Here is a 15720-nt window from a genome sequence, read left to right as displayed (position 1 = left end):
CGCGTCCTTGAGCGGCCCGACGTGCTCCATCAGCCAGCTGACCCCGGCCGCCAAGATCGCGCCGAACGGGTCCATCGCCATCGACAACGCGTCCAACGCGGTACCCACCGCGCCCATCGCCACCGACGCCCAGTCACCGGACTCGATCGCCGTCGACAGATCGTTCGCGGTTTCCAGCAAGGAAATGCCGGAATACGCCTTGGTCGAATCTTCCGTCGGGGCGATCAACGGATTGCTCACGCGCGGCCCTCCCAGTAACCCATCGTGCGACAACAGCCGAAACTAGCAACAAGAACCGGCCGTCGATCCCGGGGTCCGGGCTGCGGACCTTTCGTCCACTCGATCGTGCGCGAAGATCCCCTTCGGCCGGAACGTCCGGAAGACCACCGGGCGTTCCGGCGCGGGAATCGGGTCAGCCCTGCTGGAAGTTCTGCGGCTGCTGGTACTGGGGCTGCTGCTGAGCCTGCTGCTGTTGTTGCTGCTGCTGGTGCTGCTGGTGCTGGGCCTGCTGCTGGTGCTGCTGCGGCGCACCCTCGGGCACCACGTAGACGGCGGTGCCGTACGCGGCGATTTCGCTGGCCGTCTGGGCGATTTCGTTGCAGTCGAAGCGCAGGGCGAGCACGGCGTTGGCCCCGTGCTGCATCGCTTCCTGGGAGAGCCGGTTGAGCGCCTCGTACCGGGAGTCCGACAGCAGCTTCGACAGGCCCTTCAGCTCGCCGCCAGCCATCGCCTTGAAGCCCGCTCCGAGGTTGGAGAACATGTTGCGGCTGCGGACAGTCAGGCCGAAGACCTCGCCGAACACTCGGACCACGCGGTAGCCGGGCAGATCGTTCATAGTGGACAGCAGGATCGGGAACTGCTGCGGGGGTGCGGCTTGAGTCATGCGCCGGATCGTAGCCACCCCGGGCGGCGCGCACCGGCGATTCAGGTTGTGATTCGCTCGTTCCAGTCGATGTGGTGGTGGTACAGCCAGCCGCGCTCCTCGCCGGCGTCCCGGCCCGCGCTGGCGGCCACGAGCTTCTCGACGCGGGCGCGGCGCAGCTTCTCGTAGGCGGCGAACGCGGCGGGCGCGTCCGGCAGGTCGCGCAGGCACAACGCGAGCACCACGCTGTCCTCCAGCGCCATCGACGCGCCCTGCCCCGCCGCCGGGGAGGCCGCGTGGGCCGCGTCGCCGACCAGGACCAGGCGCGGTGTGGACCAGACGCGGGTGGTGGGCACGTCGTAGGAGTGGCCGCCGAACAGGTCGTCGCCCGTCGCGGCGACGATCTCGGCGCACGGCAGCGGGTCGCCGTCGAACGCGGCGAACGCGAAGTCGCGCCAGCCGGCGGGGGTCACGGCGGCGATCTCGTCGCGTGACCGTTCGGCGTCGGGGATGCGGGCGAACCAGAACGTGGCGCCGTCGGGCGCGGTGGTGAAGCCGAACGCCGCGCGGCTGCCGCGGATCATGCGGTAGATCCCGGGCGCGGCGGGCAGACCTTCGGCGCGGGTGTAGCCGTACACGACGGTCAGACCGGTGAAATGCGGCTGCGCGGCGGCCGGGTCGATGAGGGTGCGGACCACCGACCGCAGGCCGTCGGCGCCGACGAGCACGTCGCCGGTCTCGGTGGAGCCGTCGGCGAAGGTGGCGACGACGCCGGACTCCCCGGGTTCAGCCGACACGAGCCTTCGGCCGTGCGCCACGGTGATCCCCCGCCGGCCGGCTTCCTCCTGCAGCACGCGGTAGAACGCGGCGCGCGTGAGCGTGCGCGGCCCGGCGAGCTCACCGGTGTCGAACTCGGTGGTCCCGACGGTCGCGCCGTCCGGGCCGACCAGCTCCACTCCCAGCGCGGCGAACGACGCGTCGACCACGGGGCCGTCGGCGTCGATCGCCTTCAGCGCGTCCATGCCGTTGTGCATGACGGTGAGGAACGCGCCCGCGTCCGCCCCACCCGAGGGGTGCGCCTCGAACACCACCGGTTCGTGCCCGGCGCGCTGCAGCGCCATCGCCGTGACCGTGCCCGCGACCCCACCGCCGGCGACGAGAACGCGCATCGAAATCCCCCACCCCAGTAGAACTGCCCCAAGTCCGTGCCACCGCCGACCGTACCGGGCGGCGGTGGCACGGAGGGCTCAGGCGCGCTCGGCGACGGCGAGGCGCACGCACACGGTGAGCGCGCGCACGGCCTCCTCGACCTCGGCGAGCTCGGGGAAGGTCGGGGCGATGCGGATCGTCTCGTCCTTCGGGTCGTCGCCGTGCGGGTGCGTGGCGCCGGCGGGGGTCAGCGCGACGCCGGCCTCCTTGGCCAGGCGCACGACCTCCTTCGCGGTGCCCTCGGGCACGGTCAGCGAAACGAAGTAGCCGCCCGTCGGCTTCGTCCAGGAGGCGAGCCCCGAGTCGCCCAGCTCCTCGGTGAGGATGCGGTCGACCGCCGCGAACTTCGGCGCGATGATCTCCGCGTGCTTGCGCATGTGGGCGCGCACGCCGTCGGCGTCCTCGAGGAACATCGCGTGCCGCAGCTGGTTGACCTTGTCCGGGCCGATGGTGCGCTTGGCGAGCAGGCCGCTCCACCACGCGATGTTGGCCTCGGACGAACCGAAGAAGCCGACACCGGACCCGGCGAGCGTGATCTTCGAGGTCGAGCCGAACACGAACGCGCGGTCGGGGTTCCCGGCTTCGGCGCACAGCGCGAGGATGTCGGCGACGACGTCCTCGGTGTCGGTGAGGTGGTGCACGGCGTACGCGTTGTCCCAGAAGATGCGGAAGTCCGGGGCGGCCGTGGTCATCGCGGCGAGGCGGCGGGCGACCTCGTCGGAGAAGGTGACGCCCGTCGGGTTCGAGTACGTCGGCACGCACCAGATCCCCTTGATGCCCGCGTCCTCGGCCGCGAGGCGCTCGACCACGTCCATGTCCGGGCCCTCGGCGGTCATCGGGACCTGGACCAGCTCGATGCCGAAGCGCTCGGCCAGCGCGAAGTGGCGGTCGTAACCCGGCACCGGGCACAGCATCGCGATGCGCGGCTCGTCGGCCCAGCGGCGCTCGCCACCCGGCAGCGTGCTGAGCAGCGCCTGCACCACGGCGTCGTGCATCAGCTCGAGGCTCGAGTTGCCGGCGGCCAGCAGCTGCTCGACCGGCACCTGCAGCGCACCGGCGAAGATGCGGCGCAGTTCGGGCAGGCCCTTGAGGCCGCCGTAGTTGCGCGTGTCCGTGCCGTCCTCGGCCTTGTACTCGCCGTCGGGCAGGGTGAGCAGGTCCGCGGAGAGGTCGAGCTGCCGGGGGGACGGCTTGCCGCGGGTGATGTCCAGGGAGAGGCCGCGCTCGACGAGCGCCGCGTAGGCGCGGCGGGCGGTGTCGACGTCGACGGGAGCAGTGGTCATGGCTCCAACGCTAAACCGCGCGTCGATACCATTTCGGGTGACCCCCTGTCCAGGGTCTACGGTGGGGTCTCGTGCGTCTCGTGATCCACGCCGACCAGCGGCAGTTCTCCTTGCGGGACAAGACCGCCTGGCTCCCCGGCGACGGCGGGTGGTCCGACGAAGCGGTGACCTCGCACCGCGTCGCGGTGGAGCCGTCGTCGCTCGCCGTCGCCACCGCGCGGTCCGACTTCGTCGAGACCGACCTCACCCTCCACGCGGCCGGGCCCCCGGTCCTGGCCGACGCCGAGCACGTCGTCGAGGCCGATCTCACCGTGCCGAGCGGTCGGCTGACGGTCGCGGGCCCCGCCGACTACCCGGGCCAGGAGCACGTGCTCGGCCTCGCCCCGGGCCGCTACCGCGTCCGTGTGTCCTATGTGGAGAGTGAGCCGCCCGCCACGACGTGGAACGAGCACGAGTACGGCGAGCACTACCGCTACGTCGTGGACCTCTGGCCCTCGGCCGAGCCGCGGCCGGTGACGGTAGTGCGCCAGGGCGCCGCCGTGTGGGACGGCTGACGCGCCGGCTCAGTGCTGGATCAGGCCGAGTTCGCCGAACATCCGCCTGCTCCACGTCAGCGCGCTGTCCAGGTCGTCCCACTGCCGGTCTTCGTGCGTCAGGTACGGGAAGACGTACGGCTCGGTGATGTCCGGCGGCAGGTCACCGGCGTGGCATTCACCGACCTGGCCGTAGTTCTCGGCGTCCATGGCCGCCGCGACCTTCTGCGGCTGGCGGTCCCAGACGCCGAACCAGAGCCGGCGCAGCATCGCCGGGTGGGCCACGGCGAAGATCAGCCGGCCGACGTCGAACGGCTCGCCCGCGGCGATCACCCGGGCCACGGCGCGCGTCCGCAGCAGCGCGCCGGACGTCGGCAGCGTCGTGGCCCAGCCCGACCAGATCTCCACGCTGTGGCCCGCGTCGATGATCGCGGTGCACAGGGTCGCCAGCGCCAGGCCGCGGTTGATGATCACGTCGTGGTCGATCACGTGCGAGTAGGCGGCCGGGATGAGGAACGTGACGACCTTGCCGCGCCGGGAGACCTGGCGGGGCACCGCGTCCACCATGCACTCCGGCACGCCGGACAGGTACGCGGCGATGTCGACCTCGCTGCCGGTCACGTCCCACGCCGGTTCCAGCTCCGTGACGACGTGGCCGAGACCGGCGCCGGCACGCAGCTCCTCGACGGTCACGTCGGCTTCCTCGAGGGCGATCGGCCACCCGTCGACGGCCAGCTGCAGCGCTTCCTCCCACGTGGCGCCGTTCCAGTGGGATTCGGGCCGCCTGCTGGACGCGTGCTTGATCGACGGCGGCGCGACGGCCGTTTCGATGAACTCGTGCCACGAGAGCATCGGTTCCAGGTGCACGGGCAGCACGGCGTCAGTCCAGCCCGAGCGCGGCGCGGTGCGCCTCCGACAGCCCGCGGATCACGCGCCACTGCATGACCTGCTCGACGGTGGCGCCGGCCTCCAGCAGCTTGGCGCCGTCGATGCTGGCCCGCGGCGAGATGATCACCGGGAGCTTCTTCTCCAGCGCGGTCTCGCGCAGGTCGCGGATCTCCTCGATCAGCTCGTCGACCGCGTCCGGGTGCGACGGCGCGTGCCGCCGCGCGATCCGCTCCTCGAGGCCCTCGTCGATGGGCACGTCGATGACCACGAACCGGTCCAGCGTCGCCGAGTCGAGCGTCTGGCGGCCGACGTACTGGCGGTCGCCACCCGTTCCGTAGGTGTTGCCGGTGGCCACCATCCGGAAGTCGGGGTGCGCGGTGACCATGCCGTCGGCGAAGGCGCACACGCCGAGCGCGAGGGCCTGGTTGAGCTCGGCCAGCAGGCCGGGGTGGCCGTTGTCGAGCTCGTCCAGCAGCATGACGCCGCCGTGTTGGAACGCGCGGCGGAACGGGGTGTCGTGGTACTGGCCGTTGGCGTCGTAGTAGCCGAACACCTTGCTCATGGGGGTGGTCGGGCCCAGCGACAGGGCCTGGAACTCCAGCCCGAGCGCGGAGGCAGCGTGGCGCGCGAGCATGGACTTGCCCGTGCCGGCGGGTCCGACGAGCAGCACGTGGCAGCGTGCGTGCAGCGCCAGCAGCAGCTCCGGCAGCACCGCGTGGGTGTCCTCGGCCAGCTCCACCTTCTTGCCCTCGGGCAGCACGACCGAGACGACGGTCGGCGAGAACTTCGCGAGCAGCTTCTCGACCTCGACGTGCGCCGTCTTGCGCACGCGGGCCAGCGCGACGGCCGTGACCCGCTCGACCAGGTCACCCTGCGCCTGCCGGGCCACCTCGGTCACGGCCTTGTGCACCGTTCCCGACAGCTCGGCGGTCGCCTCGTGCAGCAGGTGCTCCCGCAGCTGGGCGGGGTCGGGCGTGGCCTGCGCGACGGCCGCGCGCGCGAGCCCGGGCAGCACCTTCGCCGACTCGCGCTCCAGCACCTCGGCCACGGTCGAGCGCACGCCGTCGCCGGCCTTGTCCATCAGTTCGGCGACCGCCTTCGTGGCCTGCTCGCGCACGAGCCCGCTCACCTCCGGGGCGGCCTTCGCGACCAGCTCCGCCCGCGTGGCCTCGGGATCGGGCGCCGCGGCGCGCACCGCCCGCTCGGCCAGCTCGGGCAGCACCCGCGCCGACGAGCTCGTCACCGCCTCGGCTGCCTCGGCCCGCAGCGTTTCGCGCAGCGCCCGCTCGACGGACACCTGCGCCTCGCCCAGGTCCGGCGTCGCGTCCGCCACCGCCGCCTTGGCCAGCTGCGGCAGGAGGCCGTCGGCGTGCCGGCGGATCATCTCGGGCAGCCGGGCGTGGACCTCGCGGTCGACGCCCCAGTACAGCGCCGCCTGGGTGAACATCGAGCGCGCCACCGACTCGGAAATCCTGGCGATCTCGGCTTTCTGGCTGTCCCGCACCGGCCCTCCACGTTGTTCCGTCACTGCGGCGAACCGTAGGGCGAACGCGGCGGGAGGGGTCCCGGCCGGCGCCGAGCCACCGGTCAGAGCGGATCGAGGCCCGTGATCTTCCACTGGCCGTCGGCGCGGTGCGCGGTGACGGCCAGCTGCGCGACGGACGTCCGCGGTGCGCCGCCGCCCGGCAGGATGGTCTGATCAGTCGCCGTTCACGGCGGAGATCACGCGTCGTGCTGTCTCTTGACGAGGTCAGCGAGCGACGCCCGCAGGTTTGCGATCAGATGCCCGCCGGTGTTGTCCCGCGCGCCGATGTCCAGCACGGCCGAGGGCCCATCACCGATGGCCAGCGCGACCACTGTGTTGTCATTGGCGTCCGTCGTGAGACCGGTTGTGACCTCGATTCGCGTCCCCACCGTGTCGATCGCCCAGACGGTGCGCTCGCGCCTCCAACCGCGCGTTTTCGTCGGTGTCATGCCAGACCGCGTCCGACTTCACCGGCGGTGCTGCCAACCGGCAGCGATGAGCCGGTCAGAGCGGATCGAGACCGGTGATCTTCCACTGGCCGTCGGCGCGGTGCGCGGTGACGGCCAGCTGCGCGACGGACGTCCGCGGTGCGCCGCCGCCCGGCAGGATGGTCTGCTGGTCGAGGAAGAGCAGCAGGGTGGCGTCGTCGCCGTGGAGGGTGCGGACGCCGGCGGCGCGGACGGTGGTGGTGCGGATGAGCTTGCCGTCGGTGGCGCGCTTGCCCGCGGCGGCGAACTGGGCGCGGTACTGGCCGACGGCCGGGCCGCTGAGGAAGTCGGCGGCGGCGCGCGAGGTGCGGTCGAGGTTGCCGTAGTCGTAGGAGAACAGGGCTTTCACGGCCGAGCTCACCTGGTCGCGCACCTGGTCGGTGGTGGCCTGGTCGACGAGGGCGTCGTCGTCGCGGGGCCGCAGGGCCGAGGCCTGCACGGCGAACCAGACGGCGCACGCGAGCGCGACGACGGTGACCGCCACGGCGGCCCGCGCCGCGCGGTTCACGAGCCCACCGCCTGCACGCCGCCGACCTTCCACGCGCTGCCGTCGCGGGTGAAGTCCACCGTCAGGCGCGCCTGCTTCGGCACGGCCGCACCGCCGCCGGTGCTCACGCGCACGTCGAGCACCGCGATGACCCGCGCGGAGCCCGCGGCCGGGTCGAGGTCCGTGACGGCCGCCTGCCGCAGCGAGGCCGTGGACACGGTCTTGGTGCTCGTCGCGCGGTCGACCTGCAGCTGCCGATCGTCGGCGAGGTCCTTGCCGTACTGGCCCGTGGTGGCGCCGAGCCAGCGGTCGACGTCGGCGCCGGCGGTGCGGTAGTCGATCGTGTTGAGGGCGACCAGTTCCGTCGTCGCCGCGGCCAGCACGGCGTCGCGGTCGCGCCCGCGCGTCAGGGAGTCGTCGTGCGCCGCGCGCCACCAGGACCAGCCGAACCACGCGGCGGCCAGCACGGCCAGCACCGGCACCACGACGAGCAGCCGCGTTCTCATCACGAGCCGCCCAGCAGCGCCCCGAGCCCGCCGGCGGGCGGCGGCGTGAGCAGGTCGAGCAGGCCCGGCAGCTGGTTCGCGTCCGGCGTCGCCGACGACGCCGGTTCCTTCGGCGCGGCCGGCACCGCCGGCGGTTTGCCCGCGTACGGCGCGTTCTGCGAACCGCGCACCCCGATGGGGCTGCCGGGCGGTTCGGCGCAGTAGGCGTTCATGTTCACCGGCGCCTCGGTGGTGTCGTTGGCCGGACGTTCCTTCGTGCCCTCGTAGCCCTTGGTGCACGACGCCGGGTCGAAGAAGTTGAACACCACGCCGAGGTGGCCGGTGCCGTCCGGCGACGTCGACGGCGAGAACGCGGAGATCACCGGGTACGCCACGAGCAGCTCCTCGAGCGCGTCCGTGCGCGCCGACGTGATCTGGGCCGTGGTCAGGGAATTCGCGAAGATCACCCCGAGGTCGGTGCCCGAGGTGGCGAGCACGTCGCTGATCTGGCGGCTCAGCTGCGGCGCCTGGTCGATCACCGTCCGCAGGTCCGGATCCGACGATTTGAGCTGCGCCGCGATGGTCTTCAGCCCGCCCGCGAAGTCGGTGATGTTCTGCGCCTGCCGCTCCTGCGTGGCGAACACCGTGCGCGAGTTGGCGAGCAGCCCGCGGGTGTCCGGGATGTACTGCGCGGCCTTGGCGGTGAGGGAACTCGTGCTGTCGAGCAGCTTCTGCAGCTGCGGCCCCGAGCCGGCGAACGCGTCGTAGGTCTCGTCCACCACGGTCTTCAGCGACTCCGGGTGCACGCTCGCCACCAGGTCGTCGAGGTGCGCCAGCACGGAGTCGGGCGACGCGGGCAACGTGGTGCGGTTCTGCGTGATCACCGAACCGTCGTGCAGGTACGGGCCCGTTTCGCGGTTCGGCAGCAGGTCCACGAACTGCTCCCCCACCGCCGAGCGGTTGGCCACCTGCGCCTGCAGGTCGTCGGGGATGTCGGGGCCGCCGGAGTCGAGGTCGAGGTGCACGTCGAGGCCGTGGCCGGTGAGCGTCAGGTTCGTGACGCGCCCGACCGTCACGCCGCGGTAGGCGACCTCGGAGTTGACGAAGATCCCGCCGGAGTCGGCGAGCTGCAGCGTCACCGAGTAGCCACGCGAGCCGAACAGCCGGTCCAGCCCCGCGTACTTGCCGCCGGCGTAGACCACCGACACCACGGCGATCACGACGAAGGCGATGAGCTGGATGCGCGTTTTGCGGGTGGTCATCCGGCACCTCCGCCGAGCACCGGGCCGAGCAAGCCGCCCAGCAGCCCGCCCGGACCGGGCTGGTTCTTCGCCGGCGGCGCGGTGGTCGGCAGCGGCAGCGGCAACGCCGGGGTGCCGGCCCCCGGCTGCGCGCTGGTGAGCCCTGGGATCTGGACCGGCGGCTGCGAGGAGCTCGTGAAGTTCTGCACGAGCTTGTCCAGATCCAGGTTCACGGTCGCGTCGACGTTGGCGTAGTCGCCCTTGATGGTGTTGCCCGCGTAGTCCGGGAACGGGTAGGTGAGCAGGATCTGCAACGCGTTGGGCAGGTCCTGGCCGGCCTCGCCGAGCTTCTGCAGCGTCGGCTTCAGCGCCTGGAGGTTTGCGACGAGCTGGTCCCGGCTGCGGTTCACCGTGTCCACCGCGACGCCGGAAAGCTTGTTGAGCGCGTTCAGCATCCCCACGAGCTGGTCGCGCTGGTCCGCGACGATCTTCAGCCCCGGCGCCAGGTTGTCCAGCGCCGTCTTGATGTTCTGCTGCTGCCCCGCCAGCGTGTGCGAGAGCTGGTCGAGCCCGTCGATGGCGCGCAGGATCTCGCCCTTGTGCCCGTCGAGCTGGGTCGCGAGATCGTCCACTCGAGACAGTAGCGCGCGCATCTCGGGTTCGTTGCCCGACAACGCGTCGTTGAGCTCGTGGCTGATGTCCTGCAGCTGGCCGAGGCCGCCGCCGTTGAGCAGCAGGGAAAGCGCGCCGAGCACTTCCTCGACCTCGGGGTTGCGGTTGGTGCGGCCCAACGGGATCTGCGCGCCGTCGGCCAGCCGGCCTTCGGGTTGTTCCGCGGACGGGGTGCTCAGCTCCACGAACTTCTCACCCAGCAGGCTCGACTGGCGCAGCTCGGCGTGCGCGTTGGCGGGCAGCCGCACGTCGCCGTTCACGGTCATCGCGACGAGCGCGGAGCGGGTGTCGGGCGTGAGCGTGATCCGGTCGACCCGCCCGACGGCGACGTCGTTCACCTTCACGCTCGCCTGCGGCACGAGGTCGAGCACGTCGGTGAACAGCGCCGTCACGTGGTACGGGTGGTCGCCGAGGTCCGGGCCGCCCGGCAGCGGGGTGGAGTACAGGCCGTTGAACCCGCCGTCGCTGCAGCCGGCGAGCACGAGCACCCCGGCGAGCACGCCGGCCAGCCGCCGGCGCACGCGCTTCACCCGGCACCGCCCTGCGTCAGCACGTCCACGAGCGGCAGCGGCAGCGGCGGCAGCCGGCCGTTCTGCAGGGAGTTCAGCGCCTGCGGCACGGTCGGCAGCTTCAGCGTGCCGTCGAGCACCGGCGCGAGCTGCTTGCAGATGTCCGTGAGCGTGGCCGGCACGTTCTTCGGGGTGCCCGCGGCCAGCAACCGGCAGACGGTGAGGATCGGCGGGTTCGTGATCTCGTTGAGGTTGTCGCGCACGGCGATGGTGCCCGACGCCGCGTCGTAGGAGTTGATGAAGTTCGTGGCGCCGGTGGGGGCGACGTCGAGCACCTCGGCGAGCGCGGCGCGCTGGTCCACGAGCACCTTCGTGAGCGACGCCAGCTTGTCCACATTGGATTCGAGCCCGGCCTTGTTGTCCGCCACGAACTGCTTCACGTCGCCCAGCGACGAGGCGAGCGAGTCGAGCGCGGCCCCGACGTCGGCCGAATCGTCGGCGAGGAAGCCGCTCACGTCGGCCACGCGTTCGTAGAACTCGTCGAGCTGGCTGTCGCTCTGGGCGAGCGCGCCGGTGAACGAGTTGAGGTTCTGGACCGTCGAGAACAGGTCGTCCTTCGAATCGTCCAGGGTGCCCGCGAGGTCCGCGAGCCGCCCGACGGTCGAGTTGAGGTCCGCGCCGTTGCCCTTGAGGTTCTGCGCCGCCGTGTCGAGGACGTCGGACAGGGCGCCGTTCTTGTTGGCCCCGTTGGGTCCCAGCGCGGTGGAGAGCTTGTCGAGGCTCGCGTACAGGTCGTCGAGCTCGACCGGCGTGGCCGTCTTGTCCCGCGCCAGCACGGTGCCGCTCGCGAGCGTCGGCCCGCTGTCGTACGCCGGCGTCAGCTGGACGTACCGGTCGCTGACGAGGCTCGGCGCGACCACGACCGCGCCGACGTTCGCCGGGATCGGCACGTCGTCGTTCACGCGCATGTCCACGCGCACGGCCTGCCCGTCGGGCGTCACGGCCGTGACCTCACCGACGGGCACGCCCAGCACGCGGACCGAAGAACCCGCGTACAGCCCGACCGTCTTCCCGAAGTACGCCGACAACGTCGTCCCGCTGCCGCCGCGGACCACCAGCCACACCCCGGCGGTGAGCAGCAACGCCAGCACACACGCGAAACCCAGCCACGACACGAGGTTCCGCTGCATCTTCGTCTCGATGGTCATGCCGCCTCCGCGGGAGGAAGTACGTCGTGGGGCGTCACCGGCCACCCACCCCCTGGTTCGGCGCCGCGATCGGTGGCGTGCAGCCCTCCGGGTTGATCGACAACCCGCCCGCGGTGATCGTCGGCGGCAGCAGGCCGCACAGGTAACCCTCGAACCAGCGGCCGTTGCCCGTCGCGTTGGCGCCCACACGCGCGAACGGCGCCATGAGCGCGAGGCCGCGGTCGAGGTTGCTCTGGTTGCGCTGCAGCACGTCGGTCACCTTCCCCAGCGCGTCGAGCGTCGGCTTCAGCTGCGTGCGGTTGTCGGCGACGAGGCCCGAGAGCTGCTGCGAGATCTGCTGCGTGCCCTTGAGCAGCGTGGCGATCTGCTCCCGGCGGTTCTGCAGTTCGGTCAGCAGCAGGTTGCCGTCGCTGATCACCTGCTGCAGCTGGGTGTTGCGGTCGGACAGCGTCTTCGAGATCGCGCTCGTGCCGGCCAGCAACGTGTGCAGGTCGGCGTCGCGCGAGGACACGGTTTTCGACAGCGCGGACAGACCCGAGAGCGTGTCCTTGAGGTACTGCGGGCTGTCCTTGAGCGAATCGGACAACGCGGTGAAGCTGTCCGCGAGCTGCTTCGTGTCGATGTCGCCGACGGTCGTGGACAGCTGGTCGAACGCGTCCTGCAGCTGGAACGGCGTGCGCGTGCGCTTCAGCGGGATGGTGTCGCCGGGGCTCTGCGTGCCGGTGCCCTTCGGGTCGAGCGCGAGGTACTTCTCCCCCAGCAGCGTCTTGATCTCGATCGACGCGGTCGACGCGTCACCGACGCGCACACCCTTCACGCGGAACTTCACCAGCACCTGCTTGTGCGCCAGCTCCACCGACGTCACCTGGCCCACCTTCACGCCGGCGACCTCCACCTCGTTGTCCGGCGCGAGCCCGGCGGCTTCGCCGAAGTACGCGGAATAGGTGGTGCCGTTGCCGAACATCGGGATGTCATCGGAGAAGTAGGCGACGGCGGTCACGAGCAGGATCAGCACGAGGGTCACCGCGCCGACCGACGCCTGGTTGCGTTCCTTGAGGGATTTCACGGGCCGCACCTCGCCGCGCGCTGCGTGGCGGGCAACGGCACGATCGGCAGCGTCACGTCCAGCGACGAAATCCCGACCGTGCCTTCGATCCCGCACAGGTAGTAGTTGAACCAGCTGCCGTAGCTCAGGGTCCGCGTGAACTTCTCCAGGTTGCCCGGCAGCACCTGCAGCAGGTGGTCGAGCAGCTGGTCGGAATCCGCGAGGTTGTTCGACAGCGTGCCGAGCTGCTTCACGTCGTCGCGCACCGCGGGCCGGGCGTCGGCCAGCAGGCCGGACGTCGCGTCGGTCAGCTCGCCCAGCGCGCCCACCGCGTCGCCGATCGGCTTGCGCTGCTCGGCGAGCCCGCTCACGAGCCGCTGCGTCTGGTCGATCAGGTCACCCAGCTGCGGGCCGCGCGCGTTGACGGTGGTCAGGACCTGGTTGAGGTTGTCGATGACCTGCCCGATCACCTGGTCCTTGCCGGCGATGGAGGTGGTGATCGACGCCGTGTGCGCGAGCAGGCTCGTGATCGTGCCGCCCTCGCCCTGGAAGACCTGGATGATCTCGGCCGAGAGCTGGTTGACCTCCTTCGGGTCCAGCGCCTGGAACAGTGGTTTGAACCCGTTGAACAGCACGGTGAGGTTCAGCGCGGGTTTCGTCCGCTCGGGCGGGATCGTCGCGCCGTCCGGGAGCGTGCCGCCGCCGGTCACGTCGGTGCCGAGCGCGAGGTAGCGCTGGCCGACGAGGTTGCGGTACTTGATCGTCGCGGTGGTCAGGGCGGGCAGCTGGTACTGCGCGTCGACGGCGAACCGCACCTCGGCAACGTTCTGGTCGCCCTGCTCGACCGTGATCGAGTCGACCTGCCCGACCTTCACGCCCGAGATGCGCACGTCGTCACCCGCCTGCAGGCCCGACGCGTCGGTGAACTTCGCCGCGAACCCCGCCGTGGTGCCGAAGTTCGTGTTCGCGATCGTGGCGGCGAGGATGCCCGTGAGCAGCACCGTGACCGCGGCGAACACGAGGATCTTCACCAGCGCGGGGACGAACGACCTCACTTGAGCTCCACCTCCGTCCCGCGGTAGAGCGGCCCGACGAGCAGGCTCGCCCAGTCCGGCACCTGGTCCGGAGTGGTGCCGAGCGCGGGCGAGACGAGCAGGTCGATGAGCTGCTGCTCGTCCGTCGACCCGATCATCGACGGCGCGCCACCGGATTCGCCGCCACCACCGTTCTTCGCGATGGTGTCCGACGTGATCGCCCCGGACGTGATCTCACCCGGCAGCGATTCGGGCGGGTTGTGCGGCGGCACGGGTTTCGTCGAGCCGTCCTTCACCGCGCCGTCGGGCGGGTACTGCGGCCAGTACCCGGGTTTGGGCACCTGCGGGTAGCAGCGCGGGCCGCGCTTGTCGTCGTACTTCGGTTCGTCGACGCCGGGCAGGTACTTGCCGCGGCTGGCGGTGAACTCGATCGTCACGCGGCTCACCTCGGGGTGCGCGGTGCCCTTGCCGAACGCGAGCTCCGCTTCGGGCACCGAACCCGCGAGCTGCTTGAGCAGGCACGGGTACTCGGGCGCGTACTTCGCGAGCACGTCGAGCGTCGGCTGCACGGCCGTGGTGAGGCGGATCAGGTTGTCCTTGTTCACGTCCAGGAAACTCGTGAGGTCAGCCGACGCGGCGGAAACCGACGCGTACACATCGGACAGTCCCTGGCGCTTCGCGACGATGGTCTGGCTCGTGGTGGTCAGGTCCGCGAGGGCGTCGAGCAGGTCCGGCGCCGCCTTGTCGTACGTGGCGGAAACGTCGGCCAGTCCGGTGATGTCGGCCTTGAGGTCCGGCAGCGACGGGTTCAGCTCGCCGAGGTAGTCCGACAGCTGCGCGAGCGTCTGGCCGAGCTGCTTGCCGCGCCCGTCGAGCGCGGTCGACACGGCGCTCAGCGTGCTCGACAGCTTTTCCGGCTGCACGGCCTGCAGCAGCGGCAGCACGTCGTCGAGCACCTGCTCCAGCTCGATCGCCGTGCTGCTGCGATCCTGCGGGATCACGTCGCCGGCTTCGATGTGCCGCGCGGGGTTCGGCGGCAGCTGCAGCGCGACGTACCGCTCGCCGAAGAGCGTCTTGGGCAGCAGCCGGGCCGAAACGTTGCTGGGGATCTCGCCGATCTTGTCCGGCTGCAGCGCGAGTTCGAGCTCCGCGTGGTCGCCCTTCGCGGTGACCGAGCGGATCTCGCCCACGAGCAGGCCGCGCACCTTCACGTCGCCGCCCGTGCGCAGCTGGCTGCCGACGTGGTCGGTTTCGAGCTTCACGAGCGTGACGGGCGTGAACACCTTCTTGTAGATCGCGATCGTGGTCGTGAAGAACAGGGCCGCGACGACGAGGAAGATCAGCCCCAGCACCTGGTACCGGAGCCGCTTCAGCAGTTCGCGCCGCGTGCTCATCCCGAGATCCGCACCGTCGTGTTGGCACCCCAGATCGCGAGGCTGAGGAAGAAGTCGAGCACCGAGATCAGCACGATCGACGTGCGCACCGCACGCCCCACCGCGACGCCGACGCCGGCCGGCCCGCCGTCGGCCGTGTAGCCGTAGTAGCAGTGGGACAGGATCACCAGCACGCTGAACACGATCACCTTGGCGAACGACCACAGCACGTCCTCGGGCGGGAGGAACAGCGTGAAGTAGTGGTCGTAGGTGCCGGCCGACTGGCCGTAGAGCCAGATCGTGATCTGCCGCGACGCGAGGTAGGACGAGAGCAGGCCGATCGCGTACAGCGGGATCACCGCGGTGACGCCCGCGAGCACGCGGGTGGTCACGAGGTAGGGCATGCTCGGCACGGCCATCACCTCGAGCGCGTCGATCTCCTCGGAGATCCGCATCGCGCCGAGTTGCGCGGTGAAGCCGCAGCCGACCGTCGCCGAGAGCGCGAGCCCGGCCGAAAGCGGCGCGACCTCCCGCGTGTTGAAGTAGGCGGAGATGAAGCCGGTGAGCGCGGCGGTGCCGAGCTGGTTGAGCGCCGAGTAACCCTGCAGGCCGACGATGAGCCCGGTGAACAGCGTCATCCCGATCATCACGCCCAGCGTCCCGCCGATCACCGCGAGCCCGCCCGTGCCGAAGCAGACCTCGGTCAGCAGGCGCGTGGTCTCGCGGCCGTAGCGGCGCACCGTGCGCGGCGACCACGCGAGCGCGCGGCCGTAGAACGACAGCTGGCGCCCGAGGCCCTCCAGGCTGGCGCCGGGGCGGGCGATGATCTCGAGCGTCCGGTCGGACAGCGGCGGGGCGTCGATCGGTTCGGCCGTCAC

17 protein-coding genes are annotated in these 15720 nt (G+C 71.1%); 1 reads left to right on the top strand and 16 read right to left on the bottom strand.

Annotated features, from left to right (window positions below):
* The 4 genes from ACIA77_RS22270 to ACIA77_RS22255 form a co-directional block, all read right to left on the bottom strand.
* Positions 1–240, bottom strand: a 240-nt coding sequence (locus tag ACIA77_RS22270) for a hypothetical protein (protein ID WP_395887827.1), incomplete at its 3' end; no start/stop codon positions are given.
* A 172-nt stretch (positions 241–412) separates the two neighbouring features.
* Positions 413–883: a YbjQ family protein gene (locus ACIA77_RS22265; protein ID WP_395887826.1), complete on the bottom strand. Its 471-nt coding sequence runs from the start codon at positions 881–883 to the stop codon at positions 413–415.
* A gap of 41 nt (positions 884–924) precedes the next feature.
* Positions 925–2031, bottom strand: a complete 1107-nt coding sequence (locus tag ACIA77_RS22260) for an FAD-dependent oxidoreductase (protein ID WP_395887825.1) — start codon at positions 2029–2031, stop codon at positions 925–927.
* 78 nt (positions 2032–2109) lie between these two features.
* Positions 2110–3354: an aminotransferase class I/II-fold pyridoxal phosphate-dependent enzyme gene (locus tag ACIA77_RS22255; protein ID WP_395887824.1), complete on the bottom strand. Its 1245-nt coding sequence runs from the start codon at positions 3352–3354 to the stop codon at positions 2110–2112.
* A 71-nt stretch (positions 3355–3425) separates the two neighbouring features.
* On the opposite strand from ACIA77_RS22255, the gene ACIA77_RS22250 reads away from it, so the two are divergent.
* The gene (locus ACIA77_RS22250) at positions 3426–3908 is read left to right on the top strand and encodes a hypothetical protein (RefSeq protein ID WP_395887823.1); all 483 of its coding nucleotides are present in this window, start codon (positions 3426–3428) and stop codon (positions 3906–3908) included.
* 9 nt (positions 3909–3917) lie between these two features.
* Here the strand turns inward: ACIA77_RS22250 and ACIA77_RS22245 are convergent, their stop codons facing one another.
* The 12 genes from ACIA77_RS22245 to ACIA77_RS22190 all read right to left on the bottom strand — a co-directional run bounded on the left by ACIA77_RS22245 (position 3918) and on the right by ACIA77_RS22190 (position 15720).
* A complete protein-coding gene (locus tag ACIA77_RS22245; RefSeq protein ID WP_395887822.1) occupies positions 3918–4763 on the bottom strand; it encodes a hypothetical protein in 846 nt (281 codons plus the stop codon).
* Between the two features lie 4 nt (positions 4764–4767).
* Positions 4768–6279, bottom strand: coding sequence for an AAA family ATPase (locus ACIA77_RS22240; protein WP_395887821.1), 1512 nt, complete (start codon positions 6277–6279; stop codon positions 4768–4770).
* A 218-nt stretch (positions 6280–6497) separates the two neighbouring features.
* Positions 6498–6749: a hypothetical protein gene (locus ACIA77_RS22235; protein ID WP_395887820.1), complete on the bottom strand. Its 252-nt coding sequence runs from the start codon at positions 6747–6749 to the stop codon at positions 6498–6500.
* Positions 6750–6804: 55 nt separating this feature from the next.
* Positions 6805–7296: a hypothetical protein gene (locus ACIA77_RS22230; RefSeq protein WP_395887819.1), complete on the bottom strand. Its 492-nt coding sequence runs from the start codon at positions 7294–7296 to the stop codon at positions 6805–6807.
* A complete protein-coding gene (locus ACIA77_RS22225; RefSeq protein ID WP_395887818.1) occupies positions 7293–7781 on the bottom strand; it encodes a hypothetical protein in 489 nt (162 codons plus the stop codon). Before ACIA77_RS22225 ends, ACIA77_RS22230 begins: the two co-directional genes overlap by 4 nt.
* The gene (locus ACIA77_RS22220) at positions 7781–9022 is read right to left on the bottom strand and encodes an MCE family protein (RefSeq protein WP_395887817.1); all 1242 of its coding nucleotides are present in this window, start codon (positions 9020–9022) and stop codon (positions 7781–7783) included. Before ACIA77_RS22220 ends, ACIA77_RS22225 begins: the two co-directional genes overlap by 1 nt.
* Entirely contained in the window at positions 9019–10203 is a 1185-nt protein-coding gene (locus tag ACIA77_RS22215) for an MCE family protein (protein WP_395887816.1), read from the bottom strand. Before ACIA77_RS22215 ends, ACIA77_RS22220 begins: the two co-directional genes overlap by 4 nt.
* Entirely contained in the window at positions 10200–11390 is a 1191-nt protein-coding gene (locus ACIA77_RS22210) for an MCE family protein (protein WP_395887815.1), read from the bottom strand. The genes ACIA77_RS22215 and ACIA77_RS22210 overlap by 4 nt, the downstream gene beginning before the upstream one ends.
* A 34-nt stretch (positions 11391–11424) precedes the next feature.
* Positions 11425–12456 carry an MlaD family protein gene (locus tag ACIA77_RS22205; protein WP_395887814.1) on the bottom strand — a complete coding sequence of 344 codons (1032 nt, stop codon included), beginning with the start codon at positions 12454–12456 and terminating at the stop codon, positions 11425–11427.
* Positions 12453–13490, bottom strand: coding sequence for an MCE family protein (locus ACIA77_RS22200; protein WP_395887813.1), 1038 nt, complete (start codon positions 13488–13490; stop codon positions 12453–12455). The genes ACIA77_RS22205 and ACIA77_RS22200 overlap by 4 nt, the downstream gene beginning before the upstream one ends.
* Positions 13487–14863, bottom strand: coding sequence for an MCE family protein (locus ACIA77_RS22195; protein ID WP_395887812.1), 1377 nt, complete (start codon positions 14861–14863; stop codon positions 13487–13489). The genes ACIA77_RS22200 and ACIA77_RS22195 overlap by 4 nt, the downstream gene beginning before the upstream one ends.
* Entirely contained in the window at positions 14860–15720 is an 861-nt protein-coding gene (locus tag ACIA77_RS22190; protein WP_395887811.1) for an MlaE family ABC transporter permease, read from the bottom strand. Before ACIA77_RS22190 ends, ACIA77_RS22195 begins: the two co-directional genes overlap by 4 nt.

Source organism: Amycolatopsis sp. NPDC051903 (assembly GCF_044452505.1).
Classification (GTDB): domain Bacteria; phylum Actinomycetota; class Actinomycetes; order Mycobacteriales; family Pseudonocardiaceae; genus Amycolatopsis.
The sequence above is the reverse complement of the archived record's forward strand: the minus strand, read 5'-3'. Positions and strand labels throughout refer to the sequence as shown.